Raw genomic sequence first — 18,273 nt, 5'->3', positions numbered from 1 at the left:
TAAGGAAGATGAGAATGAAGCAGTAGTTTCTTTAATTTTTTGATTTTAATGTGAAAATTGGGCCGTTAGCTCAGTTGGTAGAGCAGCTGACTCTTAATCAGTAGGTCCACGGTTCGAATCCGTGACGGCCCATCTTTTTTGGATGTTCAAACTTGTATTTTGAACATCCAAAACGATCCGCGGTATATTATTAACAATAACGGTTCAGCATTATTGTTCACCTCTAATTTCTTGAATATCTTGATTCAATAGTTGAGTTTCTTTGTAATATATGAAACTTAAATAATATATGAAAGAGGACTGTAATTTTCAGATTTGAAAGAATTGCAAAATATCAACCAGGCAATTGAGAAGTTGTTTTAGATATTATTAAAAGAGACGTTTTAACGACTTATATTTAATCTCTTTTATCCTGCCTTAGACGTATAAACCACCTTGTACTTAGTAGATGTAAAGTTCAAAAAAGTGATTTGGATTTTAATTCTCGAACTTTCGCTACAGTATTTTCTCTATGTTAACTTCAACGTTACTTTTATTGCTAAATGTCTGACAAAAGCTAATGCCTCACGAATGCGTTGTTTTTATCTACGGTTAAAACCAATACCATGAAAAATATCTTGCTTTGTTTTTTTCATTTACATGATTAAATAAAGATTAGAAGGTGAGAGAATACCTGTCCAAAACTAGGATATGAATTAAAAGGATCTTAGCTAATCAAGTGTTAATAAAAACTTCTGCAATCAAAACCGTATGTTTCTCTCTGAATAAATAAACCATACTGATTAAGATAATAAGATGAAAGTAAGAACTGACTTAACAATTCTCAAAGCGGTCTTGTATGAAATGATTTTTCTATTCCTTAGTCAATCTTTTCCGTCATGGAATCTTTTGGTTGCCCTAAAATTACTAAACCAGACATTAGAGAAAATCCATAAAGCAAGGGATATTTTATTTGACATTGTGATTAATCTGATATATTGATAGGCGGAAAATATTGGGATAATTAATAGAATAAGTTTTATATGCAGAAATGAGATTTCAAACTATTGCTTCCATTTCTGAAAGCAGGCCAGTACAGCCTGTTTTTGCTTTTAGGCCCGCTACTCTAGGGCGCGCGGTTGATTTCTTCCGCACACAATTTAAAGGACAAATCTTATATGCGGTAAAAACAAACCCTGAAAAACATGTGATCCAATCGATTTATACTCATGGTATAACTGCGTTCGATGTAGCTTCTTATGAAGAAATTCGTATCATCAAAGAATATGTACCATCGGCGGAATTGTATTTTATGCATCCTGTGAAATCGCCTTATGCAATTTGCGAAGCTTATTTTAATTATGGTGTTCGTCATTTTTCCCTTGATTGCTTAGACGAGCTAACTAAGATCTTACATTGTACTAAAAATGCTCAAGACCTTTGCTTACATTTACGTCTTGCTATTCCGAATACGTTTGCTGAATTTAATTTAGCAGAAAAATTTGGAATTAATCTACATGAAGCTCCTAACCTACTAAAAACTATACGAAAAGTAGCTCATAAATTAGGTGTTACATTTCATGTGGGTTCACAATGTATGCACCCTGATGCTTATCGAATTGCCATTAGAATGGCTGATAAAGTGATCAATGAAGCGTGTGTAGCAATTGAATATTTCGACGTAGGTGGAGGTTTTCCTTCTATTTACCCAGGTATGATTCCACCAATGTTACATATCTACTTCGAGGTGATCCATACCGAATTTGAGAAAATAACCAAAAAACAACCCCATATGGAACTGCTTTGCGAGCCAGGTCGGTCATTAGTAGCAGAAAGTACATCTGTAGTGGTAAATGTCGAGCTACGAAAAGATAATACACTTTACATTAATGATGGTACTTATGGAAGTCTTTTTGATGCTGGTATTCCACATTTTATTTTTCCTGTGCATTTACTACGCTCAAATCGTTCTACGAGCAAAGATCTTTCTATGGACGAAGATCTTTTACCCTTTAGTTTTTATGGCCCAACCTGTGATTCCTTGGATTACATGAAAGGTCCTTTCTATCTTCCTAATGACATCCGAGAAGGTGATTACATTGAAATCGGTCAGATGGGTGCTTACGGACAAACTTTATCTACTAAATTTAATGGATTTAAGCAAAAAGAAGGCGTTGTCATAGTTTCGGATGAACCCCTTATGACAATGTATTCTGACGACTATATCACACAAGAACCCCTTGAAGTTATTGCTGCTTAACTTTCATTAACTCATGAGGAAACTTTAATGAAAAATCAAACCTTACCCACGTCTTCTTTGAAAAAAAAATTGTTACAACAAGCAATTGAGCACATTGATATTACCCAATTTGATGCTTGTCCAATTATTGATGCCATGGATCGTATGTCATTTACTTCCCGTGATCTTGCAAGGGCAACGCAGATTTTCAATCGAATGCTTCAAGATAAAGAATGCACCATTATTTTAACTATTTCTGGATCAACCTCGGCTGGAGGTTGTATGAAATTATATGCTGATTTGGTGAAATATAATATGGTAGACGTCATTGTAGCAACTGGTGCTAGCATTGTAGATATGGATTTTTTTGAAGCTTTAGGTTTTCACCATTACCAGGGTACATCAGTAGTGAGTGATTGGCAATTGCGCGATTTATACATCGATCGAATTTACGATACTTATATAGACGAAGAAGATCTACAACAATGTGATCGTACCATTTTTAAAATTGCTAATAGTCTTGAGCCACGCCCCTATAGCTCGCGTGAATTTATTCAAGCTATGGGGGCTTTTTTACGAGAAGAAAATAGCAAAAAAGAAGATTCATTAGTCCAGCTAGCACATGAACATGATGTACCTATCTTTTGCCCCGCTTTTACTGATTCTTCAGCAGGTTTTGGGTTGGTACTCCACCAAATAAAGAGTCCCACTAAACATTTAACTATCGATTCTATTTGTGATTTTCGTGAGTTAACAGAAATTAAAATTCAAGCCGGGATAACGGGATTATTGATGATCGGTGGGGGAGTTCCAAAAAATTTCGTTCAGGATACGGTAGTTTGTGCAAAGATTATTGGAAAATCAGTAGATGCACATAAATATGCTATTCAAATCACCGTAGCAGATATGCGTGATGGATCCTGTTCCAGTTCAACGCTTAAAGAAGCCTGTTCGTGGGGCAAGGTAGATACTGCCCATGAGCAAATGGTTTATGCAGAAGCTACGTCCGTATTACCGTTATTAGCAAGCGATGCGTATCATCGGGGTTTTTGGAAAGATCGATCGCGCCGACAATACGCTCGTTGTTTATCAAGGACCAGGGTAAAGTAATGAAGTGCCTTTTCCCTAAAGAAGCTTTTTTAGGTCTGAAGCCAAAGGATGCTGCGAATTATGAAAACGCGAAAGCTGTGATAATCCCATTTGGACTTGAGCATTCTGTGAGTTATGTTGGAGGTACTTCTAAAGGACCTGCTGCTATGATTCAAGCTTCGCACGAAGTTGAATTATTTGACGAAACTCTTTGGTGCGAACCTTATCGTGATATTGGTATTGTGACTCTAAAAGAACCCAAGATTAGAAATAACATACTGAAAGCGTTGCAGCAATTAGAGGAATTAGTAGAACGTGTTATGGAAGATAAAAAATTCCCTTTTGTTTTTGGGGGAGAACATTCTATTACCGCTGGTTCTATCCGCCCTTTTGTTAAAAGATATTCTAATTTAGCAGTTCTGCATTTCGATGCGCATGCAGATTTGCGTAATGGGTATCACGGGGAACATTTTTCTCATGCCTCGGTAATTCGACGTTGTTTAGATCACTCAAATATTGAAGTTGTTTCGGTTGGTATTCGAAATATTTCTATGGAGGAAATTTCTTTTTTTGAAGCCAATAAAAGTCGAATTCATATTTATTGGGCGAAAGATAAAAAAAGTTGGGATATTAAAAAAATTGTCGATCTTTTAAAAAACCGCCTCATTTATCTAACATTTGATGTAGATGGATTTGATGCCAGTTTAATGCCTGCTACCGGTACTCCTGAACCAGGGGGATTATCTTGGAATGATGCGATCGAAATTATTTCTGCAGCAAGTGAAGTAGGTACTATTGTAGGTGCTGATATTAATGAGCTATCACCTATTTCTGGTTTTCACAGCTGTAATTTTTTAGCTGCTAAACTAGCTTATAAAATTCTTTCTTTAGCTTTTCATTGATGGGCATTTTTATTATTTTTGTTAACATAGTAAGTGCGTGTTGTAATTCAGGAAGACCTGCTAGGAATCTAACTCCAAGTACTTTAATAGTTATCTTGCAATATCTATCTATAAATAATGCTAATAATATCAGAAATACTAGTATGTTGTAATTTGTTTATTTTAATTAAGTTTTACTAAAAAAGCTTTTTTTGACTAAAATTTTAATATTAATACTAAAGAAACTGAAAAAATAAAGGGAAAATGAGCTCGTGAATTAATGTAGATAGGGCGCGCAAACGCATGCTTAGATGGAAATAAGAAGAACCATAACCAAATATTACAATCTAGTTAAGAGACTTCTAAACTGACTAGTAATCGGAATTGAAACTAATTTATTGTAGTTAAAAGTTTCTTATTACGTTTCAATAAGAGATATTTCTACATAAATTTCTAATATCATCATTAAAATTAGCGAATTCTTATTCGATCCCAATAAGAAGTAATTGAAACGATCAAAGGGTTAGTTAGACAAAAACGTAGAAAAAGTTTTTAATAAAAAAATCGCAAGTAATCGGTGCAGTTTAGTTAACCTACAGAAATAACAATGATATTGATAAAATCCAAAAAATATTAATGCAACTATGATCTCTATGAAAAAGTGTATGTTAACAATACTAAAACTAGTAAATAATTATTAAAATAATATATCAATTCAATACCATGTTAGTCAGCATTAGATTAACTACGTATCAATTTAATATTACAAAGAAAAGTGTAGAATCGGCGGTGAAATGCTCACATAACTATGAAAAACATAATCACTATTGACTAGTATACTGACAGTTACTTGTCTAATAGGGTAAATATCTATCTCCAAGATCTAGCAGACAAGTTTTTATTGGAGCTACAACTGTATATAATCTTGATGATAAGAATTACATTCCTATACGGTTTTAGATCTTCTCTTTTTAAAGAGATAAAATAGATACTAGATAATAAGGACTCCATCAAAAGCTAATTATTTACTTTTATATAGGAAACAGACAATTTGATTTTCTTCTTAATATTAATTTTAAATTAGTGGATTAACAAGATTTCCAACCATAAAAAAAGGTTACTAGAAGTCCAAATAATCTTTTCTATTTTTTTCAAATGTCGAGTAAGCAGCTCTTCAAATCTGCTAAGTGAACCGCTTCCAAATATAATCACCAGAGGATGCTATCCAACGATCTAAATATTATACAGGTAGTTTTGAAGGCATAAGTGGGTACTTGAACAATATGCGATTTTATAGATTCACACCAAGCAACGAAATGTATTGAATGATCTTTAACCCTTGATAAAACATAATACTTTTTTCTAGTTACTTTTGGAGAAGGTTTTCATAATTTTCATCACCAGTTTCCAATTGATTATCGCAATGGAATTCGCTTTTTTCATTTTGATCCTACCAAGTGGATGATTTATTCATTATCTCTCTTTGGTCTTGCATTTGATCTAAAACGTGTAGAATTCCGTCGAGTAATTAAATACCGACATATTATTTTAAACTAGCGGATTTTTACCATGGCTGTTTCGATACAGATACATCTCGATTCTATGGAGAAGTTAATATACTCTTGATTCATTTTTTACTTAAACATTCAACTCACATGGCTTAAAACTAAGATATCTTAACCAGCCTGTATATCTGATATGATATTAAAAAATAAGCTGTGATTTCTAAGAATCTGAGTAAAAAAGCATTATAACAAAGATGGGATTAAACTCACAACAACAATGCCAACTTTAAGTGCCAAACAATTACAAAAAAAATACAAATCTCGCCAGGTAGTAAAAAATGTTTCACTATCCATTAGTCACGAGATTGTAGGACTTTTAGGTCCAAATGGGGCAGGTAAAACGACCAGTTTTTATATGATGGTAGGCTTAGTTACTCCGGATAGCGGAGAGGTTTTCTTAGATCAGAAAAATATTAGTCTCTATCCTATGCATAAACGTGCTCGATTAGGAATCGGTTATTTACCTCAAGAAACTTCTATATTCAGAAAATTGTCCGTAGTTAATAATATCATGGCTATACTCGAGCTGCGCAAAGATTTATCAAAACAGCAATGCAAGGAAAAATGTAATTCTTTGCTCCAAGAATTCCATATCGATCATTTACGATATATTCCGGGATATAGATTATCGGGTGGAGAAAAACGTCGTGTAGAAATCGCGCGTGCTTTAACTATGGATCCTAAATTTATTTTACTTGACGAACCTTTCGCTGGTATTGATCCAATTTCAATTATTGATATTAAAAGAATTATTATTCATTTGCGAAAACGAGGGATTGGGATTTTAATTACGGATCATAACGTTCGTGAAACTCTGGATATTTGCGAGCGTGCCTATATTCTTAATGAGGGAAATATTATCGCTACGGGGACGTCTAAGGAAATATTGAGCAACCAAAATGTACGCGAGGTTTATTTAGGAAATGAATTCGCTTTATAGAAAGAGTGATCCAAGCATCCTAATAAATTTTAAAAAAATTAAGATATTAAATATATAAGAAAAAGAAAAACATTATGAGGATTCAAATGACAAATGAATGAAGGATTAGATGTTTTATCTGCTTTATGTGAAAGATTAAAACGCTTACAATTCCTATTTTGATGAAATGGTTAATACTCTTCATCATGTAAACAAAATTTGCCAAATTGCAGACCGATAACCTCCAACTATTGGGCAATACGATCAACGCTCAGAATGTGTATAAACTGTGAATCTTTAGTTTTAAACACAAACGGCAAAATATAAAATTAAAAAGGTGGCCACTGATAATGTTACCCCTATCTAAGACCGAAAATAACTTTTGGACTTTCCAACCGAATATCACCTTGCATGCTAATTTTCTCATTATTGAAAAATTAGGTGTCTTGATTATGGGTGAGCCATCTATTGGAAAAAGCGAATTAACCCTTGCTTTGCTAGATCGAGGATATCAAATGGTTTGTGATGATGTAGTTGATATTACCTGTAAAAACAATCAATTAATTGGTAGATGCCCAGATGTTGCTTATGGGTATATTTTAATTTCGGATATTGGAATGGTCAATGTACCTAAACTCTTTGGATTTGACGCTGTTGTTGCTCAATATGAAATTAGTTTAATAATTAAATTAATTAAATGTGAGAAAAAACTTGTGACTATAGACCCTCTTAATCCTACCTTCCAAGAAGATATGATTTTAGGAATAATTATTCCTAAAATCATATTTCCTGTTTATGTAGGAAGAAATTTGCCTCTTCTAGTCGAAACACTCATACGCAACCAAATGTTGAAAAAGGAAGCGTTTCAAAAAACGAGAAAAATTAAATGATTCGAAAAAAGCTAAAAATTACTAATAAATTAGGCTTACATGCTCGGGCAGCCATAAAACTCACTAATCTTGCCTCTCGCTACCAAAGCGAAATCTTAGTACGTTATAAAAACAGCGAAGTAAACGCTAAAAGCCTTATGTGTCTCATGGTTCTTGCTGTTAACTGTGATTCCGAAATCGAGCTCATCGTCACTGGTGATGATGAGAAAGAAGCTGTAGCAGCAATTGAAGAATTAATTCATAATAAATTCAGTGAAGAAGAGTAAAGTCTGCCCTTATCCTGACTATTTTTCTCTTAAAAGGGAGAGTCTATGAGTTTATCTAAAAATTTCTTGTTGTTACTCACCTGCAACCATCATTTGCTTTATTAATATCGATCCAGTCTTGATATTACTACGAAAATCAATATCGTTAGCCACGACCTGGACTTGTTTAAATATTTCTTTCAAATTACCTGAAATTGTAATTTCTTCGACTGGATATTGTATTTCACCGTTTTCAATCCAATAGCCAAAAGCACCTCTAGAATAATCTCCCGTTAATAAATTAACACCTTGACCTATTAACTCAGTAACAAATAAGCCTGTTTGCATTTCTTTAAATAGATCAATTAAGTTCTTATTATTACTAGTGGTTATAAATAAATTAAAAACACCACCTGTATTTCCTGTAGTTTTCATTCCTAATTTTCTTGCAGAGTATGTACTTAAGATATAATTAGTTAATATCCCATTTTCTATATAATTTATTTTTTGAGTTCTAACGCCTTTTGCATCAAAAGGTGCGCTGCCAATTTCGCCTAGCAAATTTGGTTTCTGATAAATAGTAGTAAATTTAGGAAAGACTTGTTGATGCAAATGGTTACATAAAAAAGAAGCATCACGGTACAGATTATTACCTTGAATAGCATACACAAATGACTGCAATAATCCTCTTGCCACTGGTGCATGAAAAACAACAGGACAACGACGTGTTGTTATTTTTTTAGCCCCTAATCGACAAATTGTCTTTTCTGCTACTTGTTGAGCAATAAGATCAATTGGCAGTAATTTTTTTGGACTACGCGCCACAGTATAATCATGATCACTTTGCATTTGGTCGTTTTGCTCAGCAACCAAACTACAGCTTATACTATGGATTGTGGAAGGATAGTAGCCTAAAAATCCTTGAGAATTTGCATAAATTTTAAAAGAACTATATGTGTTTACTGTAGCACCATCAGAATTTTTGATTCGCGGATCATATTTTCGAGCAGACGTTTCACATTCTATAGCAAGCCTGATAGCCTCTTGAATGGTAATAGACCATGGATGGAAAAGTTCTAAATCAGGATAATCAATCGCTATTTCTGATGCATCTGCTAATCCGGCACAAGGGTCTTCTTGAGTAAACCGAGAAATAGTATAAGCTTTCTCAAAAGCTGTTTTCATCGCTTCATAAGATAAATCGGAAGTGCTTGCGCTGCCGGTGCGTTGTTGATGATAAACTGTAATATTTAGAGAGTTCTCATGGTGATGCTTAATAGTTTCCATAGCCCCTAAACGAACTCCTGCTGAAAAACCCGTTTCTACATCGACACTAATTTCGATTTGATTCACTTGCTTTCTTGCGCGATCTAAAAGATGTAGGACGTTAGATTTTAATTTTTCCCGATTATTTTTCATAGAACTAAATAATAATTAATGCGTTCGAGTCCAGCGATCTTCCTTGCGGGGTTTGCTTGATGTTTTTAACGCAGAAGCTCTAATAGGAGCTTCTGCTTCTGGCATATGGGTCAAGGCTAATTCAAATACTTGATCAATCCATTTTACAGGATGAATTTTTAGACCATTGGTAACAATTGCTGGGATCTCTTTCAAATCTCGTTTATTGTCCTTAGGAATGATCACATCTTTTATATTGCCTCGTAATGCAGCTAACAATTTTTCTTTTAGACCCCCAATCGGAAGTACTTCACCACGTAAAGTAATCTCACCCGTCATAGCGATATCGGCTCGCACGGGAATTCGCGTAATTGCTGAAACTAAAGCCGTACACATTCCAATACCAGCACTTGGACCATCTTTTGGCGTGGCGCCTTGGGGAACGTGAATGTGAAAATCATGTAGTTGAAAATAATCATCTGAAATACTCAACCCTGTCGAGCGACTACGTACCACTGTAGTAGCTGCATGAATTGATTCTTGCATGATATTTCCTAAGCACCCAGTATGTAGGAATTTACCTTTTCCAGGCATTACTTGAGCCTCAATTGTTAAAAGCTCACCTCCGACTTCCGTCCAGGCTAAACCCGTTACTTGCCCAATTTGATCTTTCTCTTCGGCTAGTCCAAAACGATAACGTTTTACGCCTAAATACTTTTCTAAATTATGGACAGTTATTTGATGCTGCTTAGTCGACTTTTCTTTCTTAACCCGTTTTATTTTTTCTTTCGCTGTTAAAATTTCTTTAACAACTTTTCGACACAATTTTGCGATTTCTCTTTCCAGAGATCGAACTCCGGCTTCTCGTGTATAATAACGAATAATTTCATAAATCACATCATTAGAAATAAGTATTTCTTTTTCTTTTAATCCATTTAAATTAAACTGACGTGGAATCAAATAGCGTTTAGCAATATTCAATTTTTCTTCTTCTGTATAGCCGGCCAATCGAATAACTTCCATTCTGTCTAATAACGGTATGGGAATATTAAGAGAATTTGCTGTAGCAATGAACATAACATCAGAAAGATCATAATCTACTTCTAAGTAATGATCGTTGAAGGAATGGTTTTGTTCTGGATCCAACGCTTCTAAAAGAGCTGCAGCGGGATCACCTCTAAAATCTGCTGCCATTTTGTCAACCTCATCTAGCATAAAGAGTGGATTACGAACACTGGCTTTTGCCATCTTTTGAATAATTTTTCCAGGAAGAGCACCAATATAAGTTCGACGATGACCTCGGATTTCAGCTTCATCCCGAATACCCCCTAAGGAAATACGAACAAATTTTCGTCCTGTCACATTCGCAATTGATTGTCCTAACGAGGTTTTTCCTACTCCAGGCGGCCCTACCAAGCACAAAATAGGTCCTTTTAATTTTCGTACGCGTTGTTGTACCGCTAAATATTCCAAAATTCGTTGTTTTACTTCTTCTAACCCATAATGATCTACTTCTAAAATTTCTTCAGCAAGCTTCAGATCTTTACTGATTTTAACGCGCTTTTTCCAGGGAACCTGGAGCAGCCAGTCTAAATAATTGCGGCTAACCGTTGCTTCTGCTGACATTGGCGGCATCATTTTTAATTTATTCAATTCAGCCAATGCCTTTTCTTTAGCTTCTAAAGGCATACCAGCTTTTTCGATTTTTTTGAGTAATTGATGTTGCTCATCAATAGGGCCACCTTCTTCTAATTCACCTAACTCTTGTTGAATAGCTTTCATTTTTTCACTTAGATAATACTGACGCTGACTTTTTTCTACCTGTTGATGAATCCGACCTTGAACTCGTTTTTCAACCTCAACTAAATCTACTTCTTGCGCCAAAATTTTTTGTAAAACCTCTAATCGTTCCTTAATAGGGACGATTATAAGAATCTTTTGACGGGAATCTAATTTAATTGTCATATGGGCTGCAACGCTATCAGCTAAACGTCCAGGATCATCAATACTCGCTAAAGAGGGTAAAAGCTCCGATGGAATTCTTTTATTTATTTTTACCAATTTCTCAAATTGATCAAGAACAGAGCGAACTAACACTTGCACCTCAGTTTTATCTCCTCTTTCTTCTTCCTGTAAGAGTTCAATTTCTGCTTGCAGATAATTTTCTTTTTTTTCTAGATGAATTAGTTTAGCTCGCGCTAAGCCTTCCACTAATACTTTAACAGTGCCATCCGGCAATCGTAATAATTGTAAAACAGTAGCGATGGTCCCAATTTCATAAAGATCTTTTTTTCCTGGTAGATCATTATTAGCATCTTTTTGCGCGACGAGAAAAACTTGCTTATCTTGTGACATGGCTATTTCTAGTGCTTTGACTGATTCAGATCGACCTACAAATAAAGGAATTACCATATATGGGAATACCACCACATCTCGTAATGGTAGTAATGGTAATTCCAATTTTTTGTGTGTTTCTGTCATTTTACAATATCCTCATTTATTTATTATTCTTGAGCTACCTTACGAGAAATGCTTTCCTTATCATAGTCATAAATAAATAATGGTGGTGAAGTTTGATTAATAACACCTGCATCGATTACTACTTTTTTCAAACCAACGATGGTCGGAAGTTCATACATTAAATCCATTAAAGTGTGCTCAACAATGGAGCGCAATCCACGCGCCCCTGTCTTTCGTTGAATTGCTCGCTTGGCAATCTGACATAACGCATCTTCCTGAAAATCAATTTCTACGCCTTCTAATTCAAATAATTTACGATACTGCTTAGCTAATGCGTTTTTCGGTTCTGTTAAAATGCGCATCAAGGCATCTTCATCTAATTCCTCCAAAGTAGCGATAACGGGCAACCGCCCAACAAATTCTGGAATTAAGCCAAATTTAATTAAATCTTCCGGTTCTGTTTTTTTGATTAATTCTGAGGCAGTTACAGAAACATCTTTAGAATGCACCTCCGCAGAAAAACCAACACCACTCTTATCAGTGCGATACTGAATAATTTTATGCAAATCAGCAAATGCCCCACCACAAATAAACAAAATGTCGGATGTATCCACTTGTAAATATTCTTGCTGTGGATGTTTTCGTCCGCCTTGGGGAGGAATTGAAGCAATCGTACCTTCGATTAATTTCAATAAAGCTTGCTGAACTCCTTCACCTGAAACATCACGGGTCAATGACGGGCTGTCTGTTTTACGAGAAATTTTGTCGATTTCATCAATATAGATGATCCCGGTTTTTACTTTTTCAACATCATAATTGCATTTTTGCAATAATTTTTGAACAATATTTTCGACGTCTTCACCAACATATCCTGCTTCTGTCAATGTAGTTGCATCCGCAATAGCAAATGGGACGTCTAATATTTTAGCTAATGTTTGCGCTAATAAGGTCTTTCCTGAGCCTGTTGGACCAATTAAAAGAATATTGCTTTTACTAATTTCAACACCATCGTTCTTTTTATTATGTGATCCCAATCGTTTGTAATGATTATACACAGCGACAGATAACACTTTCTTGGCAAAGTCTTGACCAATGACGTATTCATTCAATAATTGATCAATTTCCGACGGTGTTGGAAGTTTTTTTTGAACCTCAACAGCTCGAGTAATTTCTTCTTCACGAATAATATCATTACATAAATCTACGCATTCGTTACATACAAAAACACCTGGACCTGCAATTAACTTGCGCACTTGATGCTGACTTTTACCACAGAACGAACAATACAAAACTTGCAGTTTTTCTTCACTCATTTACTTACCTCACTACCCCCCATTTTGAGAATGGGGATCAAAATTACTTATTTCAATGTTAGGTTCGTTCCGTAATTATCGAATCAATTAAACCGTATTCCAAAGCTTCTTCCGGCGTTAAGAAATAATCACGATTGGTGTCTCTTTCAACTTGCTCGAAACTTTTTCCCGTATGTTTTGCCAAAATTTTCGTCAGCTGATCACTTACTTGCTTTGTTTGTTTGGCATGAATTTGAATGTCAGTACTCTGGCCTTGATACCCTCCTAATACCTGGTGAATCATCACTGTAGAATGTAGAAGACATTGTCTTTTGCCATGAGTTCCTGCTGCAAGCAGTAAAGCACCAGCACTAGCGGCTTGTCCAAAGCATAAAGTACGTACATCAGGCTTTACAAATTGCATAGTGTCATAAATTGCCATTGCCGAACTCACAGATCCTCCGGGAGAATTTATATAAAGATTAATTTCCTTCGAAGGATTCTCCGATTCCAAAAAAAGTATTTGCGCGATAGCCAAATTGGCCATATGATCTTCAATCTGGCCAATGAGAAAAATAATGCGCTCCTTCAGAAGACGCGAATAGATATCGTAAGCGCGTTCACCTCTTGAGGTCTGCTCAACTACCATGGGAATTAAGATACTCATTATCGACTACCCTTTTTGTTTTTCTTATTGGGCTGTTTCTTCTTTTATTCCTTAGTTTCAAGCTGGTTCAATAAATTTCAAGCTCGTTCAATAACACTATTTACTTACTTGGTCTTCAAGAACTAACGATTCAACTTTAATAAACATTTTTCTATTACCATAATACCAGGAAACCACTTTTTCGGGTTTTGGATAGCAGCCACTATTTCCTTAATTTTTTCAGATTTTTCCTGGGCGTGCTGTTTAATTATTTCAGAAAGTAACAAATCTAATACGACGTGTTTTTTGCCTGTTCAAGGTTAGAGTCCCTCATGGCAGTTTTAACTTATTATCTTCGTTAATCTTACCCGTTTGGCTTGCGACTTATTGATGAGTCATATCTTGGGTATATTTAATTTCCATACTTTCCAAAGGCTCAGGTACTTTGATAAGATTCTACCTAATTAATTTACCTAAATGAATTACTTTCAGATTATTTGCTACATAGCAATAAACTTTTTTCTATATCTCCCTTTGTCTTGGTTTGTAAGGTTTCTATGTCTTTTTATTCGATATAGAGCTTCGCGACAACTCATCATTATTTAGTAAAAAAGGAAATTCCAAGTCTAAAAACTCTACGCGCCTTTTATTATATTATTATAATAATTCCCTCGCCAGAAAACGCTTCACTGGTAGAGTATCCTGTCAAAAAAGCGACGTCGAAGGTTTGTGCATTTGCTCGACTTCATTTCTTCAACTCTTTCTTCAGCACTTCTGCTGCCAAAAACTTTTCTATCAAGAACTCTTTCAAAATCAATGACGATATGATTGCCAATTTTACTATTCAATTCGCTTCTTTCTTCCATCGATGTATAATATTGAATATGCAGGAATTTAAACACGTGAACTACATTTTATTGACGCTTACACGTAAAATTTTATCTTCAAGCATGAACTATCCTCGAAATATTTGTCTGAGCTCTACTATTTAAAAATTCCAACAATATTATAATGGTTCTCTTCAACTCCCGTCTTGTAAGAGTAGCTTTAAAAACTCACCAATTACCTCTTGAAAAAGAGCCTTGCTCGAAGTATTATTCAGCTGTTTCAGCATGGGATGTCCTGAGCTGAAAATTAAGCTTTTTTATCCAGATAACCTTTTTAAGCCGATTTTTAAAGGCTCTTCCAATTTCCTACTCTGAGAATATGGCTATTAGAATCTATTTTTACTCCATACTCTGCGCTATTAATAACTACACCCTACCCCATTTCTTTTTAAGTCTATCTTGAAATTCTAATATGAAGATTCCACTATGAAGAGACAGAAGAGATAAAGCTTCAAACTTTTAAAAATCACTTTCTATCCATCAAGATAATTTTAATTAAGTGATGCGAGAGGAGAGATTCGAACTCTCACAGGGGTTCAAACCCCACGGAACCTAAATCCGGCGCGTCTACCAATTTCGCCACTCTCGCAAATTTTATATAGTCAACGGGGCAATTTAAGTACTAAATACCACACCGTTCACTCTCTGTCAAAAATGATTTAACGCTACATTTTGATTTTTATATTAGCATAGATAAGCCAATCGAATGTTCTATTGAAATCTCTCATATAATAAAATAGCCTTTTAAACACTTTTGAGTTTATCATCTATCACCTTATTTCTACCATTTATCAACTCTTCATTGAAAGTAACAATATAACCAAGATTTATAAATCATTATAACTTTCTCAAAGTCGTGCTTATCAAAAACTCCGTAAATCATCCGTCGTATTATTTTCATAAAAAACAAGGAAAAAATAGGAGATTTTCTTTCTTTAATCAAAAAATCATCCATAAAATAAGTTTAGATATTATTGGAGGCAAACTTAAAATCAAACGCTATCTTTATTATCTTTGACGAAATTTATTTAGATACGATTAGGGCCTATACGCCAGATAACTAACATCTATATAATAATGAAAAGCGTATTCATCTTAAACTGCTGCTCTACAATAACTACACATATCTTTAGATTTCCATGTCATAATAAACAACCCGTGTTAATCGTCAGGGAACCGTTTGGGTTCTAAAAAATAAGTTTATTTACTGTGTATCAGTATTGAAGAGTCTATTCCTATCGAAACATCTGCTATCTCGCTGTCCCTTAGTTCTCAAGGATACTTAAATAAATATCATGACTTTAAAGGATATAGAATCTTTAATTTCGGCCAAAAATCTATAAGCAAGTACGTGGAGAAGGACATGTTAAAAAGCTAACACGTACTGGCATTTGATTAAGTTGTAATAACAATTCAATCCGATCTTCTCGAGATTCACCCATTCCAAAAATACCACCGCAACAAACATTAATACCAGAATCCCTTACATTTTTTAGTGTATCGATCCGATCTTGGTAGGTCCGAGTAGTAACAATTTTTTGGTAAAAATCAGGAGAAGTATCTAAGTTATGATTATAAAAGTCTAATCCCGCTTGCTTTAAGTCATGAGCTTGCTCTTTATCAAGCATCCCCAAAGTTACACAAGCTTCCAAGCCAAGCTCTTTAACTGCCTTAATCATTTCAAGAACTTTTGGAAATTCTTTTTTAGGTGGACTCCGCCAAGCTGCACCCATGCAAAATCGTTTAGCACCATTTTTTTTAGCAATTTTGGCTTGCTCGATAATTGAGTCAACATCAATCAATTTCTCTCGCTTAAGGCCGGTTTTATAATGTCCACTTTGAGTACAATAGGCACAGTCTTCTGGGCAAGTTCCAGTCTTTATACTTGATAATGTACAAAATTCCATTGCTGTAATATCAAAATTTACTCGATGTGTGCCGTACGCTTTGAAAATCAGTTCGAAAAATGGTAAATCAAATAAACGAGAAACAGACGTTTGACTCCAAGTCTTACCTTCCATAACAAAAACCCCCTTTTCATAGCCGGAGTTAAAAGTCTATAATAGTCCTTTTGATCAGTCAACCAAATAAAATGATGAGTTAAAGAAATGGAATCTATTGAGTTATTAGATCTTAAACATATCTGGCATCCTTGTTCACAAATGAAAGACTATGAAAAATTCAAACCACTGGTGATTAAGAGCGCTTTAGGAAGTCATATTGAACTCCAAAACGGTAAAAAATTAATTGACGCTATTTCTAGTTGGTGGTGTAAATCATTAGGACATAATCATCCATCACTAAAAATAGCTTTAAAACAACAATTAGAAAAATTTGAACATGCTATTTTAGCCAATACGACTCATGAAGTAATTGTTGAACTTTCTCGTCAATTATCTACGTTGATGCCCCCTTTAAATAAAGTATTTTATGCAGGAGATGGCTCTTGTGCTGTTGAAGTTGCAATGAAAATGAGCCTGCATTCAAGGATCATTACTGGTGATAAAAAACGAACAAAATTTATTGCTTTAAAAAATAGTTATCATGGAGAAACCGCAGGTGCTCTCAGTGTGAGTGATCTTGGACTCTATCGATCTCCATATACGGCAATATTATTTGAACCTTTTTTTATTAGTGAAATTCCTTATGTTTCCAATAGTAGTGTTGACCTATGGCATAATTGTGCTCACCAGTGGAAAGTAATTGAATGTTCACTTGAACCCTATGCTGAAATCGCTACAGCTGTTATTTTAGAGCCCATCGTCCAAGGGGCAGCTGGAATGAAAATTTATAGTCAAGATTTTTTATCCCGACTATCAAAATGGACTAAAATGCACAATATCCATTTAATCGCGGATGAGATAATGACAGGCATAGGACGAACCGGAAAAATGCTGGCGTGTGAACACGCCCAGATTATTCCTGATTTTGTTTGTCTTTCAAAGGGCCTTACTTCAGGCTGGCTACCTTTCAGTACGGTTCTGACCCATGAGGAAATATATAATTATTTTTATGATGTTTATGAAACAAACAAAGCTTTTCTTCATTCTCATACTTATTCAGGAAATGCATTAGGAGCTAGCGTTGCTCTTGCTACATTACAGACTATTGATAAAGAAAATCTTTGCGAAAAAGCCACTGCACTTAGTAAAATTTTGTATAAAAATATGAGCATCGTTTCTGAAAAAACAGGTCAATTAGTGAATATCAGAAATATTGGCGCTATAGTAGCAGCTGATTTGCAGCATGATCCTGTTTATCCTCGATTAGGCTATGAAATCTATAGAGAAGCTGTAAAATTAGGTGCTTTGCTACGTCCTTTAGGGAATACAATTTACTGGTTACCGCCACTTAATATTGAATGCTCTTTAATAGAAGAGTTGCGAGACATTACTATCAATGCAATAAAGCGAGTCTGTTCTCGTGTCAAGGCATTCTAAAAATAACAAAAGAATTTCTTAAGCTAGAAAATTCTAAATCTTAAATTAAAAGGAAATGCTAGCATTTCCTTTTAATACTTAGAAGAGATCCGTATGCATAAGTTAATTCAATAAGTCTAAATAAGGAAACCGCTATACACACCTCAATACTTTTTTTTTCGTTGATAACTGTCGGAGAAATATACTTGACAACCCTTCAAAGCAAAAGTATATCAATGAGTTAAAGGTTAAAGTGAGGGAAGATAGTCGTGGTGAAAACGATTAATGATTTAATGGTCGAATGTATTGAAGAGGCGTAGTAACACTCAAAGAGGCTTAATCAAGATCATTTTGACAAAAGGAG

The 18,273-nt window shown here is 34.8% G+C and carries 11 protein-coding genes, 2 tRNA genes and 2 pseudogenes; 9 read left to right on the top strand and 6 right to left on the bottom strand.

All coding sequences use genetic code 11. From position 1 onward, the window contains the following. The first annotated feature begins 59 nt into the window (after positions 1-59). From ONG85_RS03040 to ONG85_RS03005, 8 genes and pseudogenes are all read left to right on the top strand, one after another. Positions 60-132, top strand: a tRNA-Lys gene (locus tag ONG85_RS03040). A gap of 898 nt (positions 133-1,030) precedes the next feature. Beyond that, positions 1,031-2,239: a type III PLP-dependent enzyme gene (locus ONG85_RS03035; protein ID WP_264435462.1), complete on the top strand. Its 1,209-nt coding sequence runs from the start codon at positions 1,031-1,033 to the stop codon at positions 2,237-2,239. A 27-nt stretch (positions 2,240-2,266) separates the two neighbouring features. Further along, positions 2,267-3,328 (top strand): 1,9-bis(guanidino)-5-aza-nonane synthase, encoded by a 1,062-nt coding sequence (locus ONG85_RS03030; protein WP_264435461.1) that lies wholly within the window; start codon positions 2,267-2,269, stop codon positions 3,326-3,328. Continuing rightward, positions 3,328-4,209 carry an agmatinase gene (gene speB, locus ONG85_RS03025; RefSeq protein WP_264435460.1) on the top strand — a complete coding sequence of 294 codons (882 nt, stop codon included), beginning with the start codon at positions 3,328-3,330 and terminating at the stop codon, positions 4,207-4,209. The genes ONG85_RS03030 and speB overlap by 1 nt, the downstream gene beginning before the upstream one ends. A 1,341-nt stretch (positions 4,210-5,550) precedes the next feature. After that, a pseudogene (locus ONG85_RS03020) lies at positions 5,551-5,727 on the top strand (fatty acid desaturase); the annotation flags it as partial. Positions 5,728-5,970: 243 nt separating this feature from the next. Next, the gene (gene lptB, locus ONG85_RS03015) at positions 5,971-6,693 is read left to right on the top strand and encodes an LPS export ABC transporter ATP-binding protein (protein WP_264435459.1); all 723 of its coding nucleotides are present in this window, start codon (positions 5,971-5,973) and stop codon (positions 6,691-6,693) included. Between the two features lie 329 nt (positions 6,694-7,022). Next, positions 7,023-7,562, top strand: coding sequence for an HPr kinase/phosphatase C-terminal domain-containing protein (locus ONG85_RS03010; protein ID WP_264435458.1), 540 nt, complete (start codon positions 7,023-7,025; stop codon positions 7,560-7,562). Then, positions 7,559-7,828 carry an HPr family phosphocarrier protein gene (locus tag ONG85_RS03005; protein WP_264435457.1) on the top strand — a complete coding sequence of 90 codons (270 nt, stop codon included), beginning with the start codon at positions 7,559-7,561 and terminating at the stop codon, positions 7,826-7,828. Before ONG85_RS03010 ends, ONG85_RS03005 begins: the two co-directional genes overlap by 4 nt. Positions 7,829-7,900: 72 nt before the next feature. Here ONG85_RS03005 and pmbA read toward each other — a convergent pair whose 3' ends face one another. From pmbA to bioB, 6 genes and pseudogenes are all read right to left on the bottom strand, one after another. Continuing rightward, complete coding sequence (gene pmbA / locus ONG85_RS03000) at positions 7,901-9,226, bottom strand: metalloprotease PmbA (RefSeq protein ID WP_264435456.1); 1,326 nt, start codon at positions 9,224-9,226, stop codon at positions 7,901-7,903. Between the two features lie 15 nt (positions 9,227-9,241). After that, positions 9,242-11,686 carry an endopeptidase La gene (lon, locus tag ONG85_RS02995; RefSeq protein WP_264435455.1) on the bottom strand — a complete coding sequence of 815 codons (2,445 nt, stop codon included), beginning with the start codon at positions 11,684-11,686 and terminating at the stop codon, positions 9,242-9,244. A gap of 23 nt (positions 11,687-11,709) precedes the next feature. Next, the gene (gene clpX, locus ONG85_RS02990; protein WP_264435454.1) at positions 11,710-12,978 is read right to left on the bottom strand and encodes an ATP-dependent Clp protease ATP-binding subunit ClpX; all 1,269 of its coding nucleotides are present in this window, start codon (positions 12,976-12,978) and stop codon (positions 11,710-11,712) included. 58 nt (positions 12,979-13,036) lie between these two features. After that, positions 13,037-13,624, bottom strand: coding sequence for an ATP-dependent Clp endopeptidase proteolytic subunit ClpP (gene clpP / locus ONG85_RS02985; protein WP_264435453.1), 588 nt, complete (start codon positions 13,622-13,624; stop codon positions 13,037-13,039). Positions 13,625-14,993: 1,369 nt separating this feature from the next. Next, positions 14,994-15,079 (bottom strand) — tRNA-Leu (locus ONG85_RS02980). 796 nt (positions 15,080-15,875) lie between these two features. Beyond that, positions 15,876-16,511, bottom strand: a pseudogene (gene bioB, locus ONG85_RS02975) (biotin synthase BioB); the annotation flags it as partial. A gap of 87 nt (positions 16,512-16,598) precedes the next feature. Here bioB and bioA point away from each other — a divergent pair. Next, positions 16,599-17,930 carry an adenosylmethionine--8-amino-7-oxononanoate transaminase gene (bioA, locus tag ONG85_RS02970; RefSeq protein ID WP_264435452.1) on the top strand — a complete coding sequence of 444 codons (1,332 nt, stop codon included), beginning with the start codon at positions 16,599-16,601 and terminating at the stop codon, positions 17,928-17,930. Positions 17,931-18,273 lie beyond the last annotated feature (343 nt).

It is taken from the genome of Coxiella endosymbiont of Dermacentor marginatus, assembly GCF_907164955.1.
Taxonomy (GTDB): domain Bacteria; phylum Pseudomonadota; class Gammaproteobacteria; order Coxiellales; family Coxiellaceae; genus Coxiella.
The sequence above is the reverse complement of the archived record's forward strand: the minus strand, read 5'-3'. Positions and strand labels throughout refer to the sequence as shown.